At 71.2% G+C, this 21590-nt stretch carries 22 protein-coding genes; 1 reads left to right on the plus strand and 21 read right to left on the minus strand.

All coding sequences use genetic code 11. From position 1 onward, the window contains the following. Positions 1-12: 12 nt before the first annotated feature. The 16 genes from IO24_RS0106020 to IO24_RS0106095 all read right to left on the minus strand — a co-directional run bounded on the left by IO24_RS0106020 (position 13) and on the right by IO24_RS0106095 (position 13370). Positions 13-735, minus strand: a complete 723-nt coding sequence (locus IO24_RS0106020) for a hypothetical protein (RefSeq protein ID WP_031132628.1) — start codon at positions 733-735, stop codon at positions 13-15. Further along, a complete protein-coding gene (locus tag IO24_RS0106025) occupies positions 728-1324 on the minus strand; it encodes a hypothetical protein (protein ID WP_031132630.1) in 597 nt (198 codons plus the stop codon). The genes IO24_RS0106020 and IO24_RS0106025 overlap by 8 nt, the downstream gene beginning before the upstream one ends. A gap of 219 nt (positions 1325-1543) precedes the next feature. After that, positions 1544-2194 carry an OmpA family protein gene (locus IO24_RS0106030; RefSeq protein ID WP_031132632.1) on the minus strand — a complete coding sequence of 217 codons (651 nt, stop codon included), beginning with the start codon at positions 2192-2194 and terminating at the stop codon, positions 1544-1546. Positions 2195-2202: 8 nt separating this feature from the next. Beyond that, on the minus strand, positions 2203-2787 hold the full coding sequence (locus IO24_RS0106035; protein ID WP_031132634.1) for a hypothetical protein: 585 nt from the start codon (positions 2785-2787) through the stop codon (positions 2203-2205). A 34-nt stretch (positions 2788-2821) separates the two neighbouring features. Then, on the minus strand, positions 2822-3418 hold the full coding sequence (locus IO24_RS0106040; RefSeq protein ID WP_031132636.1) for a pilus assembly protein TadG-related protein: 597 nt from the start codon (positions 3416-3418) through the stop codon (positions 2822-2824). Continuing rightward, positions 3418-3648, minus strand: coding sequence for a hypothetical protein (locus tag IO24_RS40390; protein ID WP_031132638.1), 231 nt, complete (start codon positions 3646-3648; stop codon positions 3418-3420). Before IO24_RS40390 ends, IO24_RS0106040 begins: the two co-directional genes overlap by 1 nt. 145 nt (positions 3649-3793) lie before the next feature. Beyond that, complete coding sequence (locus tag IO24_RS0106050; protein ID WP_031132640.1) at positions 3794-4762, minus strand: response regulator transcription factor; 969 nt, start codon at positions 4760-4762, stop codon at positions 3794-3796. Between the two features lie 26 nt (positions 4763-4788). Further along, complete coding sequence (locus IO24_RS0106055) at positions 4789-6537, minus strand: sensor histidine kinase (protein WP_338055526.1); 1749 nt, start codon at positions 6535-6537, stop codon at positions 4789-4791. Between the two features lie 15 nt (positions 6538-6552). Beyond that, positions 6553-7440, minus strand: a complete 888-nt coding sequence (locus tag IO24_RS0106060) for a DUF5936 domain-containing protein (protein WP_031132644.1) — start codon at positions 7438-7440, stop codon at positions 6553-6555. Between the two features lie 16 nt (positions 7441-7456). Further along, complete coding sequence (locus tag IO24_RS0106065) at positions 7457-8401, minus strand: type II secretion system F family protein (RefSeq protein ID WP_031132646.1); 945 nt, start codon at positions 8399-8401, stop codon at positions 7457-7459. A 9-nt stretch (positions 8402-8410) separates the two neighbouring features. After that, positions 8411-9748 carry a TadA family conjugal transfer-associated ATPase gene (locus tag IO24_RS0106070; protein WP_031132648.1) on the minus strand — a complete coding sequence of 446 codons (1338 nt, stop codon included), beginning with the start codon at positions 9746-9748 and terminating at the stop codon, positions 8411-8413. A gap of 15 nt (positions 9749-9763) precedes the next feature. Beyond that, positions 9764-10120, minus strand: coding sequence for a TadE/TadG family type IV pilus assembly protein (locus tag IO24_RS0106075; RefSeq protein WP_031132650.1), 357 nt, complete (start codon positions 10118-10120; stop codon positions 9764-9766). Position 10121: 1 nt separating this feature from the next. Further along, positions 10122-10445: a hypothetical protein gene (locus IO24_RS0106080; protein ID WP_045295965.1), complete on the minus strand. Its 324-nt coding sequence runs from the start codon at positions 10443-10445 to the stop codon at positions 10122-10124. A gap of 53 nt (positions 10446-10498) precedes the next feature. Next, a complete protein-coding gene (locus IO24_RS0106085; RefSeq protein ID WP_031132653.1) occupies positions 10499-11749 on the minus strand; it encodes a CpaE/TadZ family protein in 1251 nt (416 codons plus the stop codon). Between the two features lie 9 nt (positions 11750-11758). Then, the gene (gene cpaB / locus IO24_RS0106090; RefSeq protein ID WP_031132654.1) at positions 11759-12466 is read right to left on the minus strand and encodes a Flp pilus assembly protein CpaB; all 708 of its coding nucleotides are present in this window, start codon (positions 12464-12466) and stop codon (positions 11759-11761) included. Between the two features lie 70 nt (positions 12467-12536). Continuing rightward, positions 12537-13370: a hypothetical protein gene (locus IO24_RS0106095; RefSeq protein WP_078898921.1), complete on the minus strand. Its 834-nt coding sequence runs from the start codon at positions 13368-13370 to the stop codon at positions 12537-12539. Between the two features lie 362 nt (positions 13371-13732). Between IO24_RS0106095 and IO24_RS0106100 the strand changes: the two genes are divergently transcribed. Continuing rightward, a complete protein-coding gene (locus tag IO24_RS0106100) occupies positions 13733-15421 on the plus strand; it encodes a chitinase (RefSeq protein WP_031132656.1) in 1689 nt (562 codons plus the stop codon). Positions 15422-15459: 38 nt separating this feature from the next. On the opposite strand, the gene IO24_RS0106105 is transcribed toward IO24_RS0106100, so the two are convergent. The 5 genes from IO24_RS0106105 to IO24_RS0106125 all read right to left on the minus strand — a co-directional run bounded on the left by IO24_RS0106105 (position 15460) and on the right by IO24_RS0106125 (position 21449). Then, a complete protein-coding gene (locus IO24_RS0106105) occupies positions 15460-15873 on the minus strand; it encodes a hypothetical protein (RefSeq protein WP_031132658.1) in 414 nt (137 codons plus the stop codon). 81 nt (positions 15874-15954) lie between these two features. Next, positions 15955-17271 (minus strand): Nramp family divalent metal transporter, encoded by a 1317-nt coding sequence (locus IO24_RS0106110; RefSeq protein ID WP_031132660.1) that lies wholly within the window; start codon positions 17269-17271, stop codon positions 15955-15957. A gap of 159 nt (positions 17272-17430) precedes the next feature. Next, positions 17431-17913, minus strand: coding sequence for an ATP-binding protein (locus IO24_RS0106115; RefSeq protein ID WP_031132662.1), 483 nt, complete (start codon positions 17911-17913; stop codon positions 17431-17433). A gap of 80 nt (positions 17914-17993) precedes the next feature. Further along, positions 17994-18893 (minus strand): MEDS domain-containing protein, encoded by a 900-nt coding sequence (locus IO24_RS0106120; RefSeq protein ID WP_031132664.1) that lies wholly within the window; start codon positions 18891-18893, stop codon positions 17994-17996. 39 nt (positions 18894-18932) lie between these two features. Beyond that, the gene (locus IO24_RS0106125; RefSeq protein ID WP_031132666.1) at positions 18933-21449 is read right to left on the minus strand and encodes an ATP-binding protein; all 2517 of its coding nucleotides are present in this window, start codon (positions 21447-21449) and stop codon (positions 18933-18935) included. Positions 21450-21590: the final 141 nt, after the last annotated feature.

The following is a 21590-nucleotide window of genomic DNA, read 5'->3' on the forward strand; positions in this document are numbered from 1 at the left end:
CGAGTGGCGCTGTCAGTGGCTCGTTCCTTCGCTCCCCAGGTCGAAGAGCGCGCTCTGTGCCGCGTCCGCGTTCTCCCAACGTGCCGGCCCGCCCGGCTTCACCGACAGGCGCTCCAGTGCCGCCCTGGCCTCCGGGCCCCCCATCGCGCCCAGCAGTTCCACGGCCGGGTCGGCACCGATGTCCTCGATGACGCAACGCTCGGCCAGGTCTACCGCCCAGGGGGCGAAGCGCCCCGGAGCAGGGTCGAGAGCCAGCCAGCGGAACACCGAATCGGCGATGTCGTCCCGCAGCGACGGAATCATGGCCAGCATCGCCGCTTCGACATGCCGCACGACGTGCCGCTGCAGCGGATACAGCTGCGATCGAGCCCGCCAGGCGCGGACCAGCTCGTCGACGCCGGACCATGTCACCTGGCTCGGCCGGGGCATGGTCTCCCCGACGGCCTGGTGGAATTCCTCCCACACGTGCCACAACAGGCCGGGTGAAGGGGGCTGGGGCACCTGCGGAGCCAGTGCCGGATCCTCCAGGAGCACGGTCAGCACGCGCCGGGCTTCGGCCAACCGCTCGCCGGTGCGCGGCAACTTCACGACCCGCCTCCAGTCGCTCGCGTCCCAGGGCTGGGGCAGGGACCGCAGCGCGCGGGGCAGGACGTAGTCCCCCTCCGGGTCGCGCCACCGCGCCACCTGCGGATCCCACGTCTCCTCGGCATTCGGCTCCGGGCCCGACTCACTCATCCGCGCGTCCCATCAACGTCTCGTGGCAGGCCGTTCCCGTGACCTTGCAGACGGCCGACTGGAGACCGCCGTAGATCTGGGGGCCCAGGCCGCTGACGACGAGGGCCGCGATGACGGCGGCGACGACCGCGATGAGACCGGCGTACTCCACCGCCGTCTGGCCCTCGTCCCGGCGCCGGCGGATCATGCGGGGCAAAGAGAAGGGGCGGCGTTCGGCGCGCTCCCTGTCGGGGAGGCGGTACCAGCCGCGGCTTTCCTCGCGGGTGAGGAAGTAGAGGACCAACGCCGGGAGGAAGAGCTGGGTACAGCCGCGGGGTGATCCGTCGGTGATATTCGTGCACGCGCCGAGGATCAGCCATGCCTGTACGGCGATCAGCGCGGCCCGGGTCCTGGTCCCGCCCTGCCGGGTGCGGCGGGCGAGCCACCAGCCAAGGGTGCCCGGGGCTGCCGCGTAGGCGGTCAGGGCGAGGAGGTGACCGTCGACGGCGTCGTACGAGGCCGCGGTGAGCAGCAGGCCTAGACCGCCGAGCACCGTGATCGCGAAGAGGGTGTGGACGAGGACCAGGGCCGTCGCGAGTGAGGCCGGCATCGGACGGCGGCCGCCGGGGCCCGGCGGGTGCCACGCCGCTGCGGCCCCCGAGTTCGATGGTTGCCCGCTCCAGGCCATGCCCCCGCCCCCTCCCTCGGTCTATGACACCGCCCGAGAGTAGGGAGGGGCGGGCGGGGCGAGATGGGTCCGTGGCCCCAAATCGGGGCCCAAGGGGCAGGCCCAACGGGTCGAGGGAGACGCGGGGTGGGGTGGCGCCGGTCAGCCCTCCGAGCGGGGGAAGGAGACCTCGACCCGGCGGTTCTTCTTACGGCCGGTTTCCGTGGAGTTGTCGGCGATCGGGTACTGCTCGCCGTAGCCACGGACCTCGTATGTGACGTTGGAGTCGGTCAGTTCCTGGTCGAGGACGTTCTGTACGGCGTCGGCTCGCTTCCGGGACAGGACGTCTCCGTGGGCGGAGGAACCGAGGTTGTCCGTGAAGCCGAAGACACGGATCTTCGTCGCGTTCTGCGTCTTGATCTCCTCGGCGATCGCGGAAATCCGGGCCTTCGCCTCGGCGCCGAGTTTCGCGCTGTCCTTGCCGAAGAGGACCTCGGCCTGGAGGGCGAACTTGACGTCGGCGTTGGTGTCTTCACGGCGTTCGTCGCCGCTTTGGTCTTCCACGACCTGTTTGATGTCCAGGACCTTGGCGCTGGCCAGGGTGGCGCCTTCGGGCAGCTTGAGGTCCGGGTCGTTGGGGTCGACCTCGACGGGGGGAGAGGCGGAGGCCTCGGTGCCAGGGGGGACGCCGGGGGTTTCGTCGGCATGGGCCGAGACGGCGCCGTAGAGGTTCGCGGCGACCATGAGGCCTGCGGCGGTGAGGACGAGGGCCAGGCGTGGAGTCGCCGGTCGGGTACGTGTGCGGGTCGTCATGGCCGGCCTCACCCGGAGATCTTGATGGTGCCGCTGGAGAACGTGGGGATTTGGAGGGTGACGTCAGCCGTTTCGGCCGGCGGAGCAGGGAACTGCATGAACACCGGAAGATTCTGGCCGGCATCGAGTGTTCCGAATCCGGTTGTCGTCAACGGCCGCCCATCCGTGTCGCGTAGCACGTAATAGCGCTTTTTGCCCTTGGAATCCACGAGCGTTGCGCCGCCCAGGGAGGGGCCGTGTTTGATGACTTCCGTTTCATCACCACTCATCTGGGACGGGATGACCACCGACTTTGCCCCATCATTCTTCAGGTTCCCGCTCACAGTGATGAACCCACCCGCGTCCCTGGCTGCGGAGGTGATCTGCAGGAGAAGTCCTTCAGTACCTTTGAGCTCGGCCAAGGGCGTCTCGGACTGTCCCTCCTGAGCACTGGGCTGGGATCCGTCTCCCTTGGAAGCTGACGCCGAAGAGTTCGGCTTCTTGTCTTCACCGTCACCACCCCCGCCACAGCCGGCCGCACCGAGGGCCAGTCCGGCCACTACAGCCATCGCGACGATCCCCCTGCGGGCGTTCCCAGTGAACCGAATGCTCATCTGTAGGCTTCCTTCATCACTCGTCGTTCGCTAGTCAGTCGGCCAGGTGGACGTCGAAAAGGTCTTGGGGCTCTGGGAGATCTGTGAGGTCGTCGGGGTTGAGATTCCACTTCTGACCCGCACAGTCGAGCGTAGGCAGCGAATCGTCCGGGGCGTTCTCCGCAGGCAACTCGACGCTGCAACGCTTCTCGATCACCGCTGTAGCGGAGGCTGCCGCGTACTGGTTCTCCGTGCCCGGGACGATGGACTCTCCGACAGGTTCGCTGGACTGGACATCAACTTTGTAGCTCAAGGGCCAGGGACCCGCCCCGCAGTTCCGCACTTCGGCGTCATTCTGCGCCGCAAGCTGGTCCGCGTGTCCGCACCCGTCCAGCTCTGCACCATCGCCGTCGAAGATGTCCTGCCACGTAGCGGGATCGAGCACCTTCTCAAGCCACTCACCTGCGAGCTTGTCCCGGGTGTCCTGAGCTGCCGCGAGGGCCGCCGCATCGGCGGCTGTCTGGGCACCGTTTCGATTCACAGCGGCCTGACCGACCGCAAAGTACGCAAACGCAAGGAAGAGCAGACCTGCCACCATCGTGATGTAGATGGGGAAGGCCTGCCCTGCGTCACCGCACCTGCGCGGAGGCATCAGGTGATTTCGTTGATCTTCTCCTGGATCTTGTTGAGGATCGTCTGACCGATGTTCGTGCCGGTGATCGCCAACACGATCGCCACCACCACCGCGATGATGCCCAGGTACTCGACCGCCGTCTGCCCCTTGTCGCCGGCGCGGCGCTGCATCGCCGCGGCCGTCGTGTTCTTCCAGCCGTTCACGCGGACCTTGGTCGCGACGGCGGTCTTCAGCATCAGGTCGCTCATGGTGTTCCCCTCCGGGTTCGGCTGTGTCGCTTTCGACACGAGGAACGTACGGCGGAACGCCCTGTCCGCCAGAGGGCCCCTGGGCCCAATTCCGGGCCCAATCGCCCGGGCCCGACTGGTTGTTCCTCCATGGCGTCACCGAAGGTCACCCCAGTCCCCGCTGTGCGTCCGGCGCCGTGCCGATCCACTTCGCGGCGGCCTCGGAACGACTGGTGCTGTGGAGTTTGGCGAAGATGCGGTTGATGTGGTTCTTGACGGTCTTCTCGCTGATGAAGCACGTGGCGGCGATCTGCTGGTTGTTCATGCCGGAGGCGATGAGGTCCATGATTTCCGCCTCCCTCGTGCTCAGTTGGAACCGCGACCTGTCGGGAGCGGCCGGACGGCCACTCGTCCACTCAGACGAAGACTGTCCCATATGCGGTTGCACTTGCGAAAGGTTTTCCGGAGAAGTGGGCGGGCGTGAGGTGAAGGGGGGAGCGAAATACGCTGGTGGAGTGGGTGGTTGAGGTTGCTTATACGATTGCGCGGAGGCGGAAATTCCGTATGCAGTCGCACTCGATGACGTGCCCAGGCCTTCCGGCAGGGGTGGGGCCGGCGACCGGTCCTGGCGGAGTCGGGCCAGCAGGGCGCCCGCCGCCGTGGGGGTGAAGTGGGCCCGGCCCTCCTTGATGTCCCGTACGGCTTCGACCAGTTGTTCGGCCGTGAACTCGCCGTGGACCAGGTAGCCGCCCGCTCCCCTGCGCAGGGCCTCCTGGACGATCTCCGACTCCCTGCTGTAGGTCAGCATCACCACCGGGGCGATCCCCACCAGGTACGGGAGCGCCGAGATGCCGTCCACGCCGGGCATGCGGACGTCGAGGAGGACGACGTCCGGGCGGTGCTGGTGGGCGGCCTCATAGGCCTGGTGGCCGTCGGCGGCCTCCGCCACCACCTCGATGTCCGCGCGGCCGGAGAGCAGGGCGGTGAGACCGGCGCGGACCACGGGGTTGTCGTCCGCCACGACGACCCGCAGGCGGCGGGCCGGTTGGGCCGGCTGCGGGAGCGGGAGGTCGGCGAAGGGCGGGTGCGGGGGCGGCTGCGGGGCACCGGTGGGGTGGGGCGTGTGGTCCGGCATCAGGGGCCTCCTCTCGGGTCGTGGGGTCATGCGGTGGGGGTGGTCAGGGCGGCCAGGGGAAGTTCCACGCGGACCTCCGTGCCCTGGGGGTGGCCGCCGCGGCCTATGCGGATGCGGGCGCCGACCGAGGCGGCGCGTTCGACCATGCCGACCAGGCCGAAGTGGCCGGCTCGGCGCAGCTGTTCGAGGGTGGTGCCGGGTGGGAGGCCGCGGCCGTCGTCGTAGACGCTGATGCGGAGCAGGTCGCCGTGGACGCCGGCGCTGACGTCGACGCGGGTGGGGTGTGCGTGGCGGTGGGCGTTCTCCATGGCTTCGGACGCGATGGTGAGCAGTTGGCGGGCCACCGCCGGTGGGACCGGGGGCACGGCGTGGGCGCCGGTGGGGCGGTAGACCGCCGGCAGGCCGGTGCGGGTGCTGAAGTCGCGGGTGCGGGCGGCGAGTTCGACCAGGACGTCCGTGGCCTGGGTGGGGTCCGATTCGCGGCGCAGGTCGGCCAGGAGTTCGCGGGATTCGGCCGCGGCTCGGCGGGCCGAACGGGCGACCAGTGCCGCCTGTTGCCTGATCAAGGCCGGGTCCATGCGGTCGGCACCGGCCGAGCCGGTCAGGCTGTCGGCGGCCAGGGCCACGCCGTGCAGGGTCTTGGCGACGGAGTCGTGCATCTCGCGGGCCAGGCGGGCGCGTTCGGCGCTGACCGCCTCTGTCACGGCGAGGCGGGCCTGGACGGTGGTGAGGGCCTGGGTGGCCGCGCCGAAGCGGAGCATGAGGTTGCGGAGGCTGGAGCCGACGGCTCCGGCGATGACGCAGAGGCCGGGCAGGAGGGCGGACTCGGCGATGCCGGGGGCCGGGTTCTCCTGCGCCGCGTGGATGAGGAGCAGGAGGAGCGCCTGGAGCGAGGCGAAGACCGCTGCGCCACGCCAGCCGTAGACCAGGCCTGCCAGAAGGGGGGTGCAGACGCTGACGTAGGCGAGGGTGCTGTCGTGGCCGGCGGCGATGAGGAGGAGGGCTCCGAAGAGGGTGTCCGCGGCGAGGAGGGAGGGGTGGCGCAGAAGGAGGGGGCCGAAGCGTTCCCAGTCTCTGAAGAGGACGTAGGAGGTCATGAACGTGACGACCACGGCCGCGCCGACGAGGCGGGTGGGCAGGCCGTCGTTCGCGTTGACGAGGGCGGTGGGGGTGGCCAGGGCGATCATGGCAAGGCGAAAGCCGAACACCTGGCGGCACATGGCCTGTAGGGCGTTGACCTGGATGTCGATCGCGGGGTTGGCGGGCGTGCCGTTCGCCCTGCCTTCGGTCGGGGCCGGGTGCCCGGCCGCGCCGGCCGCGCCGCCGTCGTCGACGGGTGCGGCTGGGCCCTGTGGGGGCGCGGCGCCGGCCCACCGGCTGTCCGCAGGCCCTTGCGGCCCGGAGTCGGCCCGCGATGCCTGACCGTCCTTCGCCCGCCTTGCCGGACCGCGTGTCCCGTTTCCGGCCGGTCCGCTGTTCTCGGCCGTCGGCACCAGGCTCTGAGCAGAGGCTGCCGCATCCGCGTGAGGCGGCCCCGCCTTTCTGCGCCCACCCCCCTTGATCCGCAGGGTCGGCTCCCCACCGGCAAGGGCCCCGGCCGCCTCCCACCCCGGCGGCAGCGCGGGCGTCACGGACGTCACCGGGACGTCCGGCGCACCCGTGCGGACATGAGCCGGCAGCACCGTCCCCGCCGGAGGCGTCGTGATCTCCGGTGTCTGTTCGGCCCGGCGGCGGCGACGCGCCAGCAGCCCCGTCCGTTCCCCTGTCATCGGCATGCCGTCGCCCCTCCCCTACTTCCCCGTCACCGAGCCGAAGTCGGTGCCCGAGCCGAGGATCAGGCCCGCGCCGAGCAGCAGCATCGTGGCCGGGACCATGAAGGTCGTGATCATCATCGTGGCCTTGGGGACGGCCCGGGCCGCCTTGCGGCGGGCGTTCTGCGCGTCCGTACGGCGCATGTCCTTCGCGAGGGACACCAGCGTGTCGACGATGGGCGCGCCCAGTTCCTCGCCCTGCTGGAGCGCCGTCACGAACATCGCCACCTGCTCGGAGTCGTTGCGGCGGCGCAGTTCCGCGAAGGCCTGGCGGCGACTCATGCCGAGGTCCATCTGGCGCAGGGTGATGCGCAGTTCGTCGGCCCAGGGACCCTCGTAACGGGACGCGACCCGGTCCAGTGCCTGGCGGAAGCCGAGGCCCGCGCTCACCACGACCGCCAGCACGTCCAGGAAGTCCGGCAGGGTCCGTTCGATGACGTCCCTGCGGATGCGGATCGCCGACCAGATGCCGACCTCCGTCCAGAACGCCCCGAAGGCCAGCAGGAGCAGGGCGACCAGCAGTTGGCCCCGCATGAGGAAGACCAGGAAGCCCACGGTCCCGAGGAAGCCGTAGACCGCCCGCCGCGCCGCGTATCTGTCGATCGTCAGGCCGCCGGGGTTGCCCGCGAGGTCGATCTTGCGACGGTACTTCGCCACCTGCTTCGGGCCCATCAGGCGCAGGACGACGGGCGCGTAGCGCATGCCCATGCGGTCGATGAGCGAGTCGACCGCGCCGGTGCGGGTGGAGCCGACCTCCAGGGCCAGGGCGAGATCACCGGGCAGTTTGGCCTCCGCGCGGTACATGCGGAGGCCGGCGAAGACACCCCAGACGCTGAGACCCATCAGCAGGGCGAGGAGCAGTCCCATGGTTGCCTCCGGGCTCTCAGACGTCGATGCGGGACAGGCGGCGGATGAGGACGAAGCCGACGGCGTAGAGCGAGAAGGCGATGATGACCGCCGCCTGGCCGAAGGAGGAGCCGGTCATGCGGTCCAGGGCGCCGTCCTTCACCCCGTTCATGAGGAAGAGCGAACCGACGCCCAGAACCGGGACGGCGTACGACGTCATGTTGACCTGGGAGAGCTGGGTGCGGACCTCGCGCCGGGTCTCCTTGCGTTCCTCCAGGGTCTCCGTGAGGTTGCGCAGGGCGCTCACCACTTGACCGCCGGCCCGGTTCGAGAGGACGAGGGTGGTGACGAGGACGACCAGTTCACGGGACGGGAGGCGGTCGGCGAGTTCCCCCAGGGCGTCGTCCATGGAAGCGCCGACCGCCAGCTGGTTGGACACCTTGCCGAGTTCCTCACCGGCCGGGGCCTCCATCTCCTCCGCGGCCATGCCGATCGCCGTGCGCAGGGCGAGGCCTGCCTGGGTGGCGTTGGCGAGGATGCGGGCCATTTCGGGGAGCTGGTTGATGAACTTCTCGATGCGCTTCTGGCGTTGCCAGTTGAGGAACTGGACGGCGACCCCGATGCCGAGCAGACCTGCCAGCGGCCCGAAGAACGGAGCCAGGGCCGCCTGGCCGATCAGCCACAGACCCGCGACCGTGGCGAGCATGTAGACGAAGAACTCACCCGGGGTGATGTCCAGTCCGGTCGCCGCCAGGCGCAGTTCCAGCTTCTTGCCGAGCTTGGTGCGCCGCAGACGGCGGTCGATCCCGCGGAAGTTGCGGCGCCGGCCACCCGCCGGGATCTGACCGGTGGCGGAAAGGCGCTCCACCAGTGCCTGCCGCTGTGCCCTGCCCATGGCGTAGGAGTGCAGGCCGACGACCGCGAGGACGCAGGTCAGCAGGGTGATGCCGGTGGTGAGCGTGATGAGCTGTTGCAGTTCCATCGGTCGGTCCTACCTGGCTTCTCGGGTGGCTAGCTGGTCCGCGGACCGGGCGATGCCGAAGGCCTGCGGGAGGGGCTGGCTCGCCATGTAGAGGCGGTCGGCGGTGCGGCGTGGGAGGGGGTAGTACTCGAAGGCGCCGTGGATACGGCCGTCGGAGCTCATCGGCCGGGCGTTGAAGCGGGCGACGGTGACCAGGCGGTAGGGGTCGCTGCCGTGGCTGTCCATCAGGGCGATCTCGGTGATGCGGCGGGCGCCGTCCGCGAACCTCGTCAGCTGCACGATGACGTCGATCGCGCTGTTGATCTGGTCGTGCAGCGCCACGAAGGGGATCTCCACGTCGGACATGGACGCCAGGGTCTGGAGCCGCATCAGCGCGTCCTCGGCGCTGTTGGCGTGGACCGTGGCGAGTGAGCCGTCGTGGCCCGTGGACATCGCCTGGAGCATGTCGAGGGACTCGCCGCCGCGGACCTCACCGACGACGATCCGGTCGGGGCGCATGCGCAGGGAGTTGCGGACGAGGTCGCGGATCGTGATCTGTCCCTTGCCTTCGACGTTCGGGGGCCGCGACTCCAGGCGGATCACGTGGGGTTGCTGGAGCTGGAGTTCGGCGGAGTCCTCGATGGTGATGATGCGTTCGCCCTGGGGGATGAGTCCCGACAGGGCGTTCAGCAGGGTCGTCTTTCCGGTGCCCGTCGCACCCGAGACGATGATGTTGAACTTCGCCTGCACCAGGCCCGCCAGCAGGTACAGCATGTGCTCGTCGAGCGAGCCGAGGCCGATCAGTTCCTGGAGGGTGAAGGAGCGCGGGAAGCGGCGGATGGTGAGGGTGGCGCCCGTCAGGGACAGGGGCGGGATGATGACGTTGACGCGCTCTCCGGAGGGCAGGCGGGCGTCGACCATGGGGTTCGACTCGTCCACCCGGCGGTTGACCGTCGAGACGATGCGCTCGATGGTCTGCATGAGCTGGTCGTTGGAGGCGAAGCGCAGGGGCAGTTGCTCGACGCGGCCGCCGCGTTCCACGAAGATCGCGTCGGGTCCGTTGACCATGATCTCGGTGATGGACGCGTCCTCCAGGAGCGGCTCCAGGATGCCGAGGCCCAGCGCCTCGTCGACCACCCGGCGGATCAGCTGCGAGCGCTCCACCGTCGACAGGACCGGACCCTCGCGGCTGATGATGTGCCCGAGCACCCGCTCCAGCCGCGCCCTGCGCTCGGCGGCGGCCAGCGAACTCATCTCCGCGAGGTCGATCTCCTCCAGGAGCTTGGCCCGGTAGGAGGCGACCATGTGGCCGTCCTCGCCCCGGTTGCCGTTCTCCTCGGGGGTGTTGATCCGTGCTCGCAGGCTCATGAGTCCGTGCTCCGTTCAGTGGTCGCGCGGCATCGTCGCGGTCTTGACGGCCGGGTCGAAGTCCCAGCCCGGCACCAGGGACGGGATCTGCACCGTGGCCGTGACGGTGACCTCGTCAGCGCCGAGCGAGGCGGGGCAGCTCGTCCCGTCGGCGAGCCAACTGCTCACCGCTGCCCGGCAGTCCGCCTCGTGCGGTCCGTCCAGTGAGGCACTGCGCGCTCCGGTCCGGGCCGCTGTCCCGGCCTGCTGGGCCGTGTAGGCGATCAGGCCGAGCTGCACGGCCGCGAGGCCGACGAGCAGCAGGATCGGCAGGAAGCCGATGAACTCGATGGCGACCTGGCCGCGGTCGCGGGCTCTGCGTGTGTACGGCATCTCAGTCCGCCTCCTCGACCGCGCCGGCGTGGCCGTGGACCGTGAAGGGGAAGGACAGCGTGCCCGGGAAGAGAATCGGGACCTGGAGGTTCACGTCGGCCGTGACGTAGCCGGAGCCCCCGCAGGTCACGTCGGCACCCGAGCGCCACGCCTCCGACAGGTGCTTGAGCCCGGCCGCCTCGCACGCGGCCTGCCGTGCTCCCGGCTCGGCCGCCGTCGCCTGCCGTACCGCCTCGTCCGCGGCGTTCCCCGCGAGAATGAAGGTGTAGCCGACGAGAACGACCTGCCACAGCGCGATCAGCGTCACGATGATCGTCGGCATCATCCCGAGGAACTCGATGGTCACCTGGCCCTCGTCCCGCTCTCGTGAAGGCACGTTCACCCCTCCCTCCGCCGTCGGAAGCTCACCGACCCCCGGTCCCCGCCCCGGAACCGGCCCCCCTTCTGGCCACCCTCCGCGGCCTTGACCAGGCCCAGTTCGCCCGCCAGGCCCCACAGGGCCTGCTTCACCGAGCTCTTGCTCTCCAGTTCGTGGACCCGGCCCGCGTCCACGACGCTCTGCAGTTCCTTGAAGTTGGCGGGGACCACGGTCGACGCGACCGCCGTGCCGGTGATCTTCTGGATCAGGGGCGGCTGGATCTCCGTGGCGCGCGAGTGCCGGTTGACGACGACGGTCGTCTCCTCGGCCTTGCGGATCTGCAGCCGGTCCCACATCCGCACGGCTCGTTTGGCGCCCCGTACGGCGACCACGTCCGGGGTGGTGATCAGCAGGGCCCGGTCGGCCATCTCCACGGCCGCCGCCCCGGCGCCGCCGAGCTGGGCGCCGCAGTCGATGACGACGACCTCGTAGCGGGAGCGCAGGGCGCTGACGATCTGGCGGGCGGCGCGGTCGGTGACGTCCTCGCCGCGTTCTCCTTCGGCGGGGGCGAGCAGCAGGGCGAGGCCGGTGTCGTGGCGGAAGACGGCGTCGGCCAGGACGCGCGGGGAGATGTCGGTGATGGCGGCCAGGTCGACGACGGAGCGGCGGAACTGGACGTCCAGGTAGGAGGCGATGTCGCCGGTCTGGAGGTCCATGTCGACCAGGGCGGTGCTGCGGCCGGAGGCCTGGGCGGCCAGGGCCAGCTGGATCGCGGTCAGGGTGGCTCCGGTACCGCCCTTGGCGCCGCTGACGGTGACGACGGTGCCGCCGACGCCGGTGAACACGTCGCCGCCGGCGCCCAGGTGCCGTCGTACGCCGGCGGACCACTGGGCGACCGCCTGGACGCGGCTGGCGAGTTCCTCGTAGCTGAGGGGCAGGGCGACCAGGCCGCGGGCGCCGTAGTCCATGGCGGCCTGGAAGAGGCCGGGGCTCGCGTCGGAGGTGATGAGGATGACGCCGGCGGCCGGGAAGCGCAGGGCCACTTCGCGGATCAGTTCCAGCGCGGGGACGGGGCCGATGCGCTCGTGGACGATCACGACCTCCGGCAGCTCGTCGACCGATTCGGCGGCCAGCCGCGCGAGGGTGTCGATGAGCTGGGTGGAGTCGACCACGGGGGTGACGGGTTCGGCGTCCGGGAGCTGGCTGAGCAGTGTCGTGACGGACCGGACCGCGTCCGCGTCACCGACTGCCGGGAGGATCCTCGTGGGCATGGCAGCCTCTCACTTGTCCTTCGCGAGTTCGTACGTCCGGTCCCGCTCGGGGACGGTGGTGTCGCTGCCGGGCGCGACGAGGGCGAGCCGGACCCGCTTGGCGAACGACTCGGCGTAGGTGATGCGCTGGGCGTCCAGGGCGGACAGCGCGAAGGTGATGGGGACTGCGTCGGTGGGCTGCTGGGTGCGGTTGCCCTCGTCGGGCTTGAGGGCGGTGATCTCGCCGACGTCGAGGACCCTGGCTTCGGTGATGATGATCTTCGACTGGTCGGGGTCGCCCTCGCGCGCGCCCTCGAACGTGGCGTAGACGTTGACCGAGGCCCCGGGCGTGATCTTGCCGGCCACGCCGGTAGCCGCGTCGATCATGATGGCGACCTCCTGCTGGCCGGGCTGGAGGGCCGGCCGGCGGACGATCATGTCGGACTGGAGCAGGGAGCCCGCGCGCAGCGTGGTCACGGCGATCTTGCCCTGGATCTCCCGCAGATCGGTGACCGCGTTGTCGGACAGCCACCGTTCGGGCATCTTGATCTTCTCGAACTGGCCCGTGCTGAGGGTGGTGTAGGGCGGCACGTCGGAGGTGAGCCGGTAGGCGGTGACCTCGGGGCCGACCTTCGACTTCACGTCGCTGATGACGGAGAGCACGCCGGCGAAGGCGCCGAGGGCGCAGACGACCGAAAGGAGCAGGAGAATCACGCCGCGGCGCTGACGGGAGTTCATGAACCGGACAACCTCGTTGTGGATATCGGTCGAGCGGGATCGGAACAGTGCTGACGAGCGGTGTCAGGCCTCACCCGACGGCCGTTCGGCTCTCGAGCTGTCTGCGGGGCGGGCTGTCGTGGACGGGTGGCGTGGCCGAGCAGAAGACGCAGCGGTCGCCGATGACGTCGATGCCGCACCAGTGGCACTGGCTGCGCCGGACGGAGGTGACCAGCTGGTAGAGGACGGACAGGTCGGGCAGGTAGCTGCAGAACTCGATGAGCTTGCCGGTGCCCCACCAGCCGGGCGACTCGGCCGGGAGCGGGGTCTCGCGCAGTCCCTGCACCTTCCAGGAGGGGGCGAGGGTGCCCGTGACCCAGTCGGGCTGGAGCTGGCCCTTGGCGACCAGCATCCAGGTGCCGAACTCGGGGCCGGGCAGGTGGGCCTCGGGGGTGATGCGGACGAGGTGCGGCTCGGGATGGGCGAGGACGCCGAACTGGCTCCCGGGCATCCAGGACTTGGCGTGCGACTTCAGGCCGACGGGGACGCGGTCGAGGCGGGCGACGGAGCCCAGCAGCGCCCCGGCGTGGATGTAGTGGACGAGCAGCCGGCCGGCCGAGGCGAGTACGCCGGGGCTGATGTCGCAGGAGGCGAGCTGCCGTAACTGGCGGGCCAGGACGGCCAGTCCGAGGGGCGGCAGGTCCGGCCGGAACAGGGCGATCCGGTCGCTCTCCATGAGGGAGCGCAGGGTGTGCAGCCGTCGCCGCACCGCGGTGGGCGCGGCCTCTGAGCAGACCACGATCACATGGCCGTGGTGTTCGACCAGCGCCTGCATCTCCGCCAGTGCCTGATCCAGAGGGCGTCGTTCGACGTCCCGCAGCACGACGGCGGGCAGGGTGCGTTCGTCCTGTGGTGGCAGCGCCATGTCGGCGCTGGTCACGGCAATGGCAGTTGGCACGCGCAGCTCCCCGTTTCCCCATGCCCACCGGAACGCCGGGTGTCACTCCGGCGCACCGTGTCGACTTCACTGCGTGACTACCTCAGCACTGTATCCACGGCTCTGTGACCGGAGAACAGCGTTTGTGTAGCTGAGGAGCAACTGCCGTTGCACAAGATGCGTCAAAACGGGGCAGGTTGAGCATCTTGCCGGTCGCCGCGGCGGGCTCGGCGGTTCCCGGGCGAGGGCGGCGGCGCGGGTGTGCCGCCGACGGGGTGCGGTGGGACCGCCGCTCGACAGCTTGGTCTGGACCTCTTGACACCACCTCTGGTCTGGACCATTTTCTTGTCATGTCCAGACACAGACGATCCCTGCGGCTGTGGTCGGGTGCCCTCACGGCTGCCCTGGCCCTCACTGTCACGACCGTCGGCCAGGCCAGCGCCGCCGACGTCAACAACGCCAGGAACGCCGGCTTCGAGTCGGGCCTGGGCGACTGGGCCTGCTCGGCGGGCAGCGGCGCGACGGTCTCCTCCCCGGTTCACACCGGCACGGCCGCGCTGCGGGCGACCCCGTCGGGGCAGGACAACGCCCGGTGCGCCCAGACGGTACGGGTGAAGCCCGGCTCGACGTACACGCTGGGCGCCTGGGTCCAGGGCGGGTACGCCTACCTCGGCGTGACGGGCACGGGCACGACGGACGTGTCCACCTGGACGCCCGGCTCCTCCTCCTGGAAGCAGCTGTCGACCACCTTCACCACGGGATCCTCGACGACCTCGGTGACGGTCTACACGCACGGCTGGTACGGGCAGGCGGCGTACCACGCGGACGACGTGTCGGTGTTCGGCCCCGACGGCGGCGGGGGCACGGACCCGGGCCCCACGATCCCCTCCGCGCCGGGCGGCCTGAACGTCTCGGGGACGACGTCCTCCTCGGTGTCCCTCGCCTGGAACACCGTGCCGGGAGCGACGGGGTACACCGTGTACCGCGACGGCACGAAGGGGACGGCCGTCTCCGGCACGTCGGCGACGGTGACCGGGCTCGCGGCCTCTACGTCGTACTCCTTCCAGGTCACGGCGACGAACGCGGCGGGTGAGTCGCCGAAGTCGGCGGCGGTGACCGGTACCACGAACAAGCCCAGCGGTCCGGGCCCCGCGCTGCCCAAGCACGCGGTGACCGGCTACTGGCAGAACTTCGACAACGGCGCGACGGTCCAGCGCATCTCGGACGTCCCCGCCGCCTACGACATCATCGCGGTGGCCTTCGCCGACGCGACGGGCACGCCCGGGGCAGTGTCCTTCACCCTGGACTCGGCCGGGCTGAAGGGCTACACCGTCGACCAGTTCAAGGCGGACGTGAAGGCGAAGCAGGCCGCCGGCAAGAAGGTCGTCATCTCGGTCGGCGGCGAGCGCGGCACGGTGTCGGTCAACGACGCGACGTCGGCGGCGAACTTCGCGAACAGCGTGTACTCCGTGATGCAGACGTACGGCTTCGACGGCGTCGACATCGACCTGGAGAACGGCCTGAACGCGACGTACATGACGCAGGCGCTGCGCGCCCTGGCCGCGAAGGCGGGCCCGTCGCTCGTCCTCACGATGGCTCCGCAGACGATCGACATGCAGTCGACGTCCAACGCGTACTTCCGGACCGCGCTGAACGTGAAGGACATCCTCACGGTCGTCAACATGCAGTACTACAACAGCGGTTCCATGCTCGGCTGCGACGGCAAGGTCTACAGCCAGGGCTCGGTCGACTTCCTGACGGCCCTGGCCTGCATCCAGCTGGAGAACGGCCTCGCCCCGTCCCAGGTGGGCCTGGGCCTCCCGGCCTCGCCACGCGGGGCGGGCAGCGGCTACGTCTCTCCGACCGTGGTCAACGACGCCCTGGACTGCCTGGCCAAGGGCACCGGCTGCGGCTCCTTCAAGCCGCCCCGGACGTACCCCGACCTGCGGGGTGCGATGACCTGGTCGACCAACTGGGACGCGACGGCGGGCAACGCGTGGTCCAACGCGGTGGGACCGCATGTGCACGGGCTGCCGTAGCCGGGGCCGACATCACCGTGGGGTGAGGGACGTTCCCCTCACCCCGTCGGCCGGTAGTGGCCGAGCACCCACGCCAGCTGCGGGAACCACTCCTGGAGCCGCGACCGGGGCTTGGCCACCACCACGCACTCGAAGAACCGGCCGTCCACGTGGACCACGGCGACCATCAGCGCCTTGCCGTCCGGGCTCGCCCGGTAGTGGACGCTGCGGATCTCTGGCCAGCGGAACTCGATCGAGAGACCGGACGACTCGAAGGCGACGCCGGACGCGTCGACGACGACCGCGTTGCGCTTGTCGACGGCCAGGAAGTCCGGTCCGCCCGCCACCGGCTGCGGTGGAGCCTGGGCGTACGAAGGCTGTGCGGGCCCGTACGGGGGCGGCGCGGGCGCGTACTGCGGCGGGGGCGGGCCGAAGCCGGGACCGGGGCCGGGTGGTGGGTACTGCTGGCTCATCCGTCGGGTCCTCGGTCCTCGTGCTCGCTGGGAACGTCTCGGTACTGCGGTGAGACATTCTCCCTGCCCCGGCCCCCTCCCCTAGAAGAACTCCCCCCACGGCTGGTCCCAGATCTGCTTCACGCACAGGGTCAGGAACAGCAGGCCCGCGATGGCGAGCATCGCGTTGCTGAGGGGGCCGCTGCGCCACTCGGGGGGTGTACGGGAGGAGTTGAGGAGCCAGATCAGGGTGGCGGCGAGGAAGGGCAGGAAGGCCGCGCCGAGGACGCCGTAGATGATGATCAGGCGGAAGGGCTGGCCCTCGAAGAGCAGGATCATCGGCGGGAAGGTCAGCCAGAGCAGGTAGACGCGGAACGGCCAGGAGCGTTCGCGTGTCCCCGAGGCGACCTCCTCGCCCTTGGCCTGCCCCTTGCCGGACAGGCGGGCCACGAAGTCGGCGAACATCAGGCTCACGCCGTGCCAGACGCCGATCAGCGAGGTGAAGGACGTGGCGAAGAAGCCGATCAGGAAGAACTTCGCCGTCGCCGGGCCGTACTCGTCCTCCAGGATGTCGCCCAGCTGGATCAGGCCCTTGTCACCGCTCGCGATCGCGACGTTCGCCGAGTGGAGCAACTCCGCGCCGACGAACAGCATGGCGATGACGAAGATGCCGGTGGTGGCGTAGGCGACGCGGTTGTCCAGCCGCATGACCTTCATCCAGCCGGAGTCGGTCCAGCCCTTGGCGTTGACCCAGTAGCCGTACGCCGCGAGCGTGATCGTGCCGCCCACGCCGCCGATCAGGCCCAGCGTGTTGAGGATCGAGTCCTTCTCGTCGGGCAGGACCGGGAGGAGACCGGCGAAGGCGTCGGCGAGGTTCGGCGTGACCCGGATCGCCAGGTACACCGTCACCACGAACATGACGCCCACCAGGACCGTCATGACCTTCTCGAACACCGCGTACTTGTTGAACCAGACGAAGACCAGACCGACCAGACCGCAGGCGATGCCCCACCACTTGAGGTCCATCACGTCGGGGAACAGCGCCTGCAGCGGCAGCGCGCTCGACGACATCGCCGCCGCGCCGTAGACGAAGCCCCAGACCACGACGTAGACGGCGAAGAACCAGGTCGTCCAGCGGCCGAGGCTCGCCCAGCCGTCGAACAGGGTGCGGCCCGTGGACAGATGCCAGCGGCCCGCCGCCTCGGCCAGGGAGATCTTCACCAGGCAGCCGATGATCGCCGCCCACAGGAGGGTGTAGCCGAAGTTGCTGCCCGCGATGAGTGTGGCGACGAGGTCCCCGGCCCCCACCCCGGTCGCCGCGACGACGATCCCCGGCCCGATGTACTTCCAACTCGACTTGCGCATCGGGGGTTGCGGTGTGGCCTCGTGGTTCGTGGTGTTGCCCGTGGTGTCCGCCATGCAGATCAAGAAACCGCAAAGAGCCCCAACCGGCAAGAGCGCAGGAGTCGTCCCACTCGTGGGGGGGGCGGGGAACTGCGCGATCAACCACACGAACCCGCGGCCGGTGGACGGGCCCAGGCGGGCAGGACGCTCCGCCAGGGCCCACCCGGCGGAGCGTCACGGCTGTCGCCGACCACAGCCGTCCGCCCCGCACGTGCCGAGCTCGAACCACACGGTCTTGCCCGGCCCGTCCCGGTGGCAGCCCCAGCGCTGGGCGAGCGCGTCCACCAGGAACATTCCACGGCCGCTCTCCCCGGTGCCCGCGGCCAGCACCCGCGGCACGCGGCGTTCGGTGTCGGCGACCTCGCAGCGCAGTACGCCGTGCGCGGCGAAGAGCGTGAGCCGCAAGCGGCTCCCGGCGTGCACCACGGCGTTGGTGACCAGTTCGCCGACGAGGAGTTCGGCCACGTCCGCGACCTCACCGCGCTCGGCGATCCCCCATCCTTCCAACTGCCTGCGGACCTCCGCGCGTGCCTCGCGGACGGCGGAGGGCCGCGGGGCGTACTCGACACTCAGATGGCCTGCTCCCAGCGGTGGTTGCGGGAACGGGCCGTAGTGGGCGTCGGGGTCCGGGAGGTGCCGCCCGGAGAGTCGCAGCATGGGTCCAGGGTGATCCGGGGGTGGGGTCCGGCGCAGGGGGAGGACTACCCGATCCCCTACCTGCTTGTGCAGGCAGGGGGCTATGCGTACTGGAGACGGACCGTCGCTCCCCCGGCGTCGTCGCGGATGTCCACGTACGCGCAGACCTGACGCGCGTACCACAGCCCCGGGCCCGGTTCCGGGCCGGCGCCCGGCGGGACGAATCCGGCGAGCGGGTCGTCGAGCCGCCGGACCGAGCGCAGTTCGCAGACGCAGGCGGGTGCCTCGCCCCACAGCAGGGCGTCACCGCCGAGGGGCGCGAGGGCGGCCGCGGTCTCCGCCACGGCGGCGGCGAACAGCTCGGCGTCCGCGACGGGCAGTCCACGCCCCTCCGCCCAGCTCCGCACGGCCGCGGCGTGCGGCTCCGCGAGGGTGCGCGCCCCGGCCGGGGGCAACGGCAGCGGCACGGCGTCGAGCTCGGCGGCGAGCCGCAGCGGGTCCTCGTACACCTCCGTGTCGGGGTGGGTGCGGCGGGCCGCCGCGATGACGGCGGGCCCCGCGGTGCGGGTGTCGTACGCGCACAGGGCGGTCGTGGACAGGGGAGCGAAGAGGAGGTTGGCGAGGGCCTCGTAGCGGATCCACTCGGTGGTCTCGCGGGCCGAGCGGCCGGCACGGCCGCTCCAGACGGGTTCCATGACGAGGTGGATCCGGCCGCCGGGGGCGGCGTGCGCGGTGAGGTACGCGGCGGCCCGGGCGACGGCGTTGGCGGCGGAGCCGGTGTACCAGTCGGTGTGCGGGATGCAGGTGACGTCCTTCGCGTCGGGGCCGAGGGCGTCGCGCAGGAGGTCCAGGTTGCGCGGGGCGGCGATGGCCACCGGCGGGGGTTCGCCGGAGGCGCCGAGGCCTTCGCCGAGGAAGGGCAGGGCGGCGGCCAGGAAGCCGTCGTCGGAGTCGAAGACGGCCATGCGGTGGTCGAACGCGCTGAGTTCAGCGGTGGTCATGTGATCCCCTCGGGTGGGTGTGGGCGGGAGCGGGGCGGGTCAGCGCTGTGCCGTCATCCAGGCCGCGATCTGGCTGCGGTTGCTGAAGCCGAGCTTGCTGAGGATGCGTTCCACATGGCCTTCGGCGGTGCGGCGGGCGATCACCAGGCGGTCGGCGATCTGCTGGTTGGCGAGCCCCTCGGCGACGAGCCGGGCGACCTCGGTCTCGCGGCGGGTGAGCCGGACCGTGGTGTCGTCGTGCGGCGGCGGGGGGACGGAGGCCTCTTGGGGGTGCGGGCGGCCCGGCTCGCGGAGCCCGTGGCCGACCAGCTCCGCGAGACCGAGCGCCCCGCCCCGCCGGTGGGCCCGCTCGAACACCTCGCGCCCGAGGGCCCGGCCCACCCGCTCCTCGCTGTCCCGGCGTACGGAGTTGAGGGTGTGGGAGCCCCAGCGGCCGGTGTCGATGTCGGCCCAGACGCGGTCGGCGCCGCCCAGCAGCACGGCGGCGTGCTCGTGGGCGCCGCGTTCGGCCGCGATCGAGGCGAGCAGGTCGAGGGTGAGGGCGATGCCGATGACGTCGTGGACGGCGAGTTTGAGCCGCAGGGCCTCCCGGGCGTGCCGTTCGGCCCTGGGCCAGTCGCCGAGCACGGTGTGCGCGAGGGCGAGCATGCGCAGCACGTAGGACCGGACCCACTGCTCGCCGTGCCGCTCGCACAGCCGCAGGGCTTGCTCGCAGACCTCGACGGCCCGCTCGGCCTCGCCCAGGAAGCCCAGCGCGCAGGCGAGTTCGACCTGGTCGAGGCCGAAGAGGCTGAGGTGCTGGCCGGGCACGGGGCCGCGGGCGACGGTGGCCTCGAAGTGCCGCAGCGCTCCGGGCAGGTCGTCGCCGAACAGCCGGATGACGCCGAGCACGTACTCGGCGTGCGCGGCCTCGGCGGTGTCGCCGAGGCCGTGGGCGAGCGCGAGGGCGTCGGTGGCGTGGCGGCGGCCCCGGGGGAAGTCCCGGGTTGCGGCGGCCAGCAGGCCGGCGACCCACAGGCCGCGGGCGCGTTCCCGGGTCGGTTCGGGGGCGGCGCTCAGGGCGCGGTCGAGCCAGTACAGGCCCTCGCGGGCGGCTCCGCAGGCGTGCCAGTAGAACCAGAGCGTGCCGGCGAGGCGCAGCCCGGCGACGGCCTCGCCGGGGGTGGAGAGGCTGAAGTCGAGGGCGGCGCGCAGGTTGTCCCGGTCGGCGCGCAGCCGGGCGACGGTCTCCGGCTGCCCGGGGCCGAACCAGCCGTGCTCGCACTCCGCGGCCCGTCGCACCATCCAGTCCCGTAACCGCCGCCGGGCGGCCTCCTCCTGTCCGGCGCACCGCCGCAAGTGCTCCAGCCCGTACTGCCGCAGGGTGTCGAGCAGCCGGTACCGCACGCTGCCGGGCCCGGGCTCACGGCAGAGCACGGACTTGTCCACGAGCCCGGCGACGGCTTCCAGGACGTCGTCCGTGCGCGGGCCCGGGGGTGGGAGCAGGGTGATGGTCCCGGTGGGCGCCGCCGCGGGCCGGGCGGGTGCGCCGGAGCCGTCCGTGGGCCGGGCCGGCAGCGCGGGCAGGGCGGCGTGCGGGAGCGCGACGTGTCGGGCCCCGCCTTCCGGAGGCGGGACGTCACCCTCGGAAGGCCGGGCGTCGCCCTCCGGGGTACCGACCGCGCACACCGCCTCCGCCGTCTCCAGGTCGAAGCCGCCCGCCAGGACCGACAGCCGGGCCCACACGGTCCGCTCGGGGAGAGTGCACAGATCGTGGCTCCAGGAGACCGCCGCCCGCAGGGTCTGGTGGCGGGGCAGGGCGGCGGGGCTGCCGGTGGTGAGGAAGCGGTAGCGGTCGTCGAGGCGGTCCAGGAGCTGGTCGACGTCGAGGACGCGCATGCGGACGGCGGCGAGTTCGATGGCGAGGGGCAGCCCGTCCAGGCGGTGGCACAGCCGGGCGACGGAGGCGCGGTTGGCGGGGGTGAGGCGGAAGCCGGGGACGACGGCGGCGGCCCGGTCGGCGAAGAGGGTGAGGGCCGGGTATCCCTCGGCGGCGGACAGGTCGCCGTCCGGGTCGGGCACCGGCAGCGGCCGTACCTCCAGCAGGTGCTCCTCGGTGAGGCCGAGCCGGTGCCGGCTGGTGGCGAGGATCCGGACGCCCTCGGTGCCGTGCAGCAGGGCCGCGGCCAGCCGGGCGCACGCGCCCGCCAGATGCTCGCAGTTGTCGACGACGAGGAGCAGCCGCCGGTCCCGCAGCTGGTCGACGAGGGCGTCCAGGGGAGGCTGGGCGGAACGGTCGTGGAGGCCCAACGCGTCGGCGGCGGCGAGCGGGACGAGCGCCGGGTCGTGCAGTCCGGACAGGTGCACGAAACGCACGCCGTCCGGGAAGGCCCGCTGTACCCGGGCCGCGATGCGTGCGGCGAGCCGGGTCTTGCCGACGCCGCCCGGCCCGGTCAGCGTCACCAGCCGTGCGCGGGCCAGCAGTTCGCGGCCCTGGGTCAGTTCGCCACGCCGGTCGACGAAGCTGGTCGTCTCGGCCGGCAGGTGGTGGTCCCGTCGTGGCGCTGATCCGCCCATGATCAGCCAGTCCTCTGAGGGGTGGGGGTCCGGGGACCCGGTTACTGCGGCTCCCCTTGCGCGGACCCTCACTCTCTCCCGGTGCGTACATATATGCACGCCGGGGCCACACCTGTGGGTGTACTTCCGCCGGTACACCTC

This window comes from Streptomyces flavovariabilis (assembly GCF_000725785.1).
In the GTDB taxonomy this organism is placed as follows: domain Bacteria; phylum Actinomycetota; class Actinomycetes; order Streptomycetales; family Streptomycetaceae; genus Streptomyces; species Streptomyces hawaiiensis.

Excerpts from the sequence above, each read along its gene's own strand:
- IO24_RS0106050 (WP_031132640.1), bottom strand. The coding sequence starts at position 4,762 with ATGCCGGACCACACGCCCCACCCCACCGGTGCCCCGCAGCCGCCCCCG.
- cpaB (WP_031132654.1), bottom strand. The coding sequence starts at position 12,466 with ATGAACTCCCGTCAGCGCCGCGGCGTGATTCTCCTGCTCCTTTCGGTC.
- IO24_RS0106085 (WP_031132653.1), bottom strand. The coding sequence starts at position 11,749 with ATGCCCACGAGGATCCTCCCGGCAGTCGGTGACGCGGACGCGGTCCGG.
- IO24_RS0106095 (WP_078898921.1), bottom strand. The coding sequence starts at position 13,370 with ATGGCGCTGCCACCACAGGACGAACGCACCCTGCCCGCCGTCGTGCTG.
- IO24_RS0106025 (WP_031132630.1), bottom strand. The coding sequence starts at position 1,324 with ATGCCGGCCTCACTCGCGACGGCCCTGGTCCTCGTCCACACCCTCTTC.
- IO24_RS0106125 (WP_031132666.1), bottom strand. The coding sequence starts at position 21,449 with ATGGGCGGATCAGCGCCACGACGGGACCACCACCTGCCGGCCGAGACG.
- IO24_RS40390 (WP_031132638.1), bottom strand. The coding sequence starts at position 3,648 with ATGAGCGACCTGATGCTGAAGACCGCCGTCGCGACCAAGGTCCGCGTG.
- IO24_RS0106100 (WP_031132656.1), top strand. The coding sequence starts at position 13,733 with ATGTCCAGACACAGACGATCCCTGCGGCTGTGGTCGGGTGCCCTCACG.
- IO24_RS0106115 (WP_031132662.1), bottom strand. The coding sequence starts at position 17,913 with ATGCTGCGACTCTCCGGGCGGCACCTCCCGGACCCCGACGCCCACTAC.
- IO24_RS0106060 (WP_031132644.1), bottom strand. The coding sequence starts at position 7,440 with ATGGGACTGCTCCTCGCCCTGCTGATGGGTCTCAGCGTCTGGGGTGTC.
- IO24_RS0106020 (WP_031132628.1), bottom strand. The coding sequence starts at position 735 with ATGAGTGAGTCGGGCCCGGAGCCGAATGCCGAGGAGACGTGGGATCCG.
- IO24_RS0106055 (WP_338055526.1), bottom strand. The coding sequence starts at position 6,537 with ATGCCGATGACAGGGGAACGGACGGGGCTGCTGGCGCGTCGCCGCCGC.
- IO24_RS0106080 (WP_045295965.1), bottom strand. The coding sequence starts at position 10,445 with ATGATGCCGACGATCATCGTGACGCTGATCGCGCTGTGGCAGGTCGTT.
- IO24_RS0106110 (WP_031132660.1), bottom strand. The coding sequence starts at position 17,271 with ATGGCGGACACCACGGGCAACACCACGAACCACGAGGCCACACCGCAA.
- IO24_RS0106035 (WP_031132634.1), bottom strand. The coding sequence starts at position 2,787 with ATGAGCATTCGGTTCACTGGGAACGCCCGCAGGGGGATCGTCGCGATG.
- IO24_RS0106030 (WP_031132632.1), bottom strand. The coding sequence starts at position 2,194 with ATGACGACCCGCACACGTACCCGACCGGCGACTCCACGCCTGGCCCTC.
- IO24_RS0106120 (WP_031132664.1), bottom strand. The coding sequence starts at position 18,893 with ATGACCACCGCTGAACTCAGCGCGTTCGACCACCGCATGGCCGTCTTC.
- IO24_RS0106070 (WP_031132648.1), bottom strand. The coding sequence starts at position 9,748 with ATGAGCCTGCGAGCACGGATCAACACCCCCGAGGAGAACGGCAACCGG.
- IO24_RS0106075 (WP_031132650.1), bottom strand. The coding sequence starts at position 10,120 with ATGCCGTACACACGCAGAGCCCGCGACCGCGGCCAGGTCGCCATCGAG.
- IO24_RS0106105 (WP_031132658.1), bottom strand. The coding sequence starts at position 15,873 with ATGAGCCAGCAGTACCCACCACCCGGCCCCGGTCCCGGCTTCGGCCCG.
- IO24_RS0106040 (WP_031132636.1), bottom strand. The coding sequence starts at position 3,418 with ATGCCTCCGCGCAGGTGCGGTGACGCAGGGCAGGCCTTCCCCATCTAC.
- IO24_RS0106065 (WP_031132646.1), bottom strand. The coding sequence starts at position 8,401 with ATGGAACTGCAACAGCTCATCACGCTCACCACCGGCATCACCCTGCTG.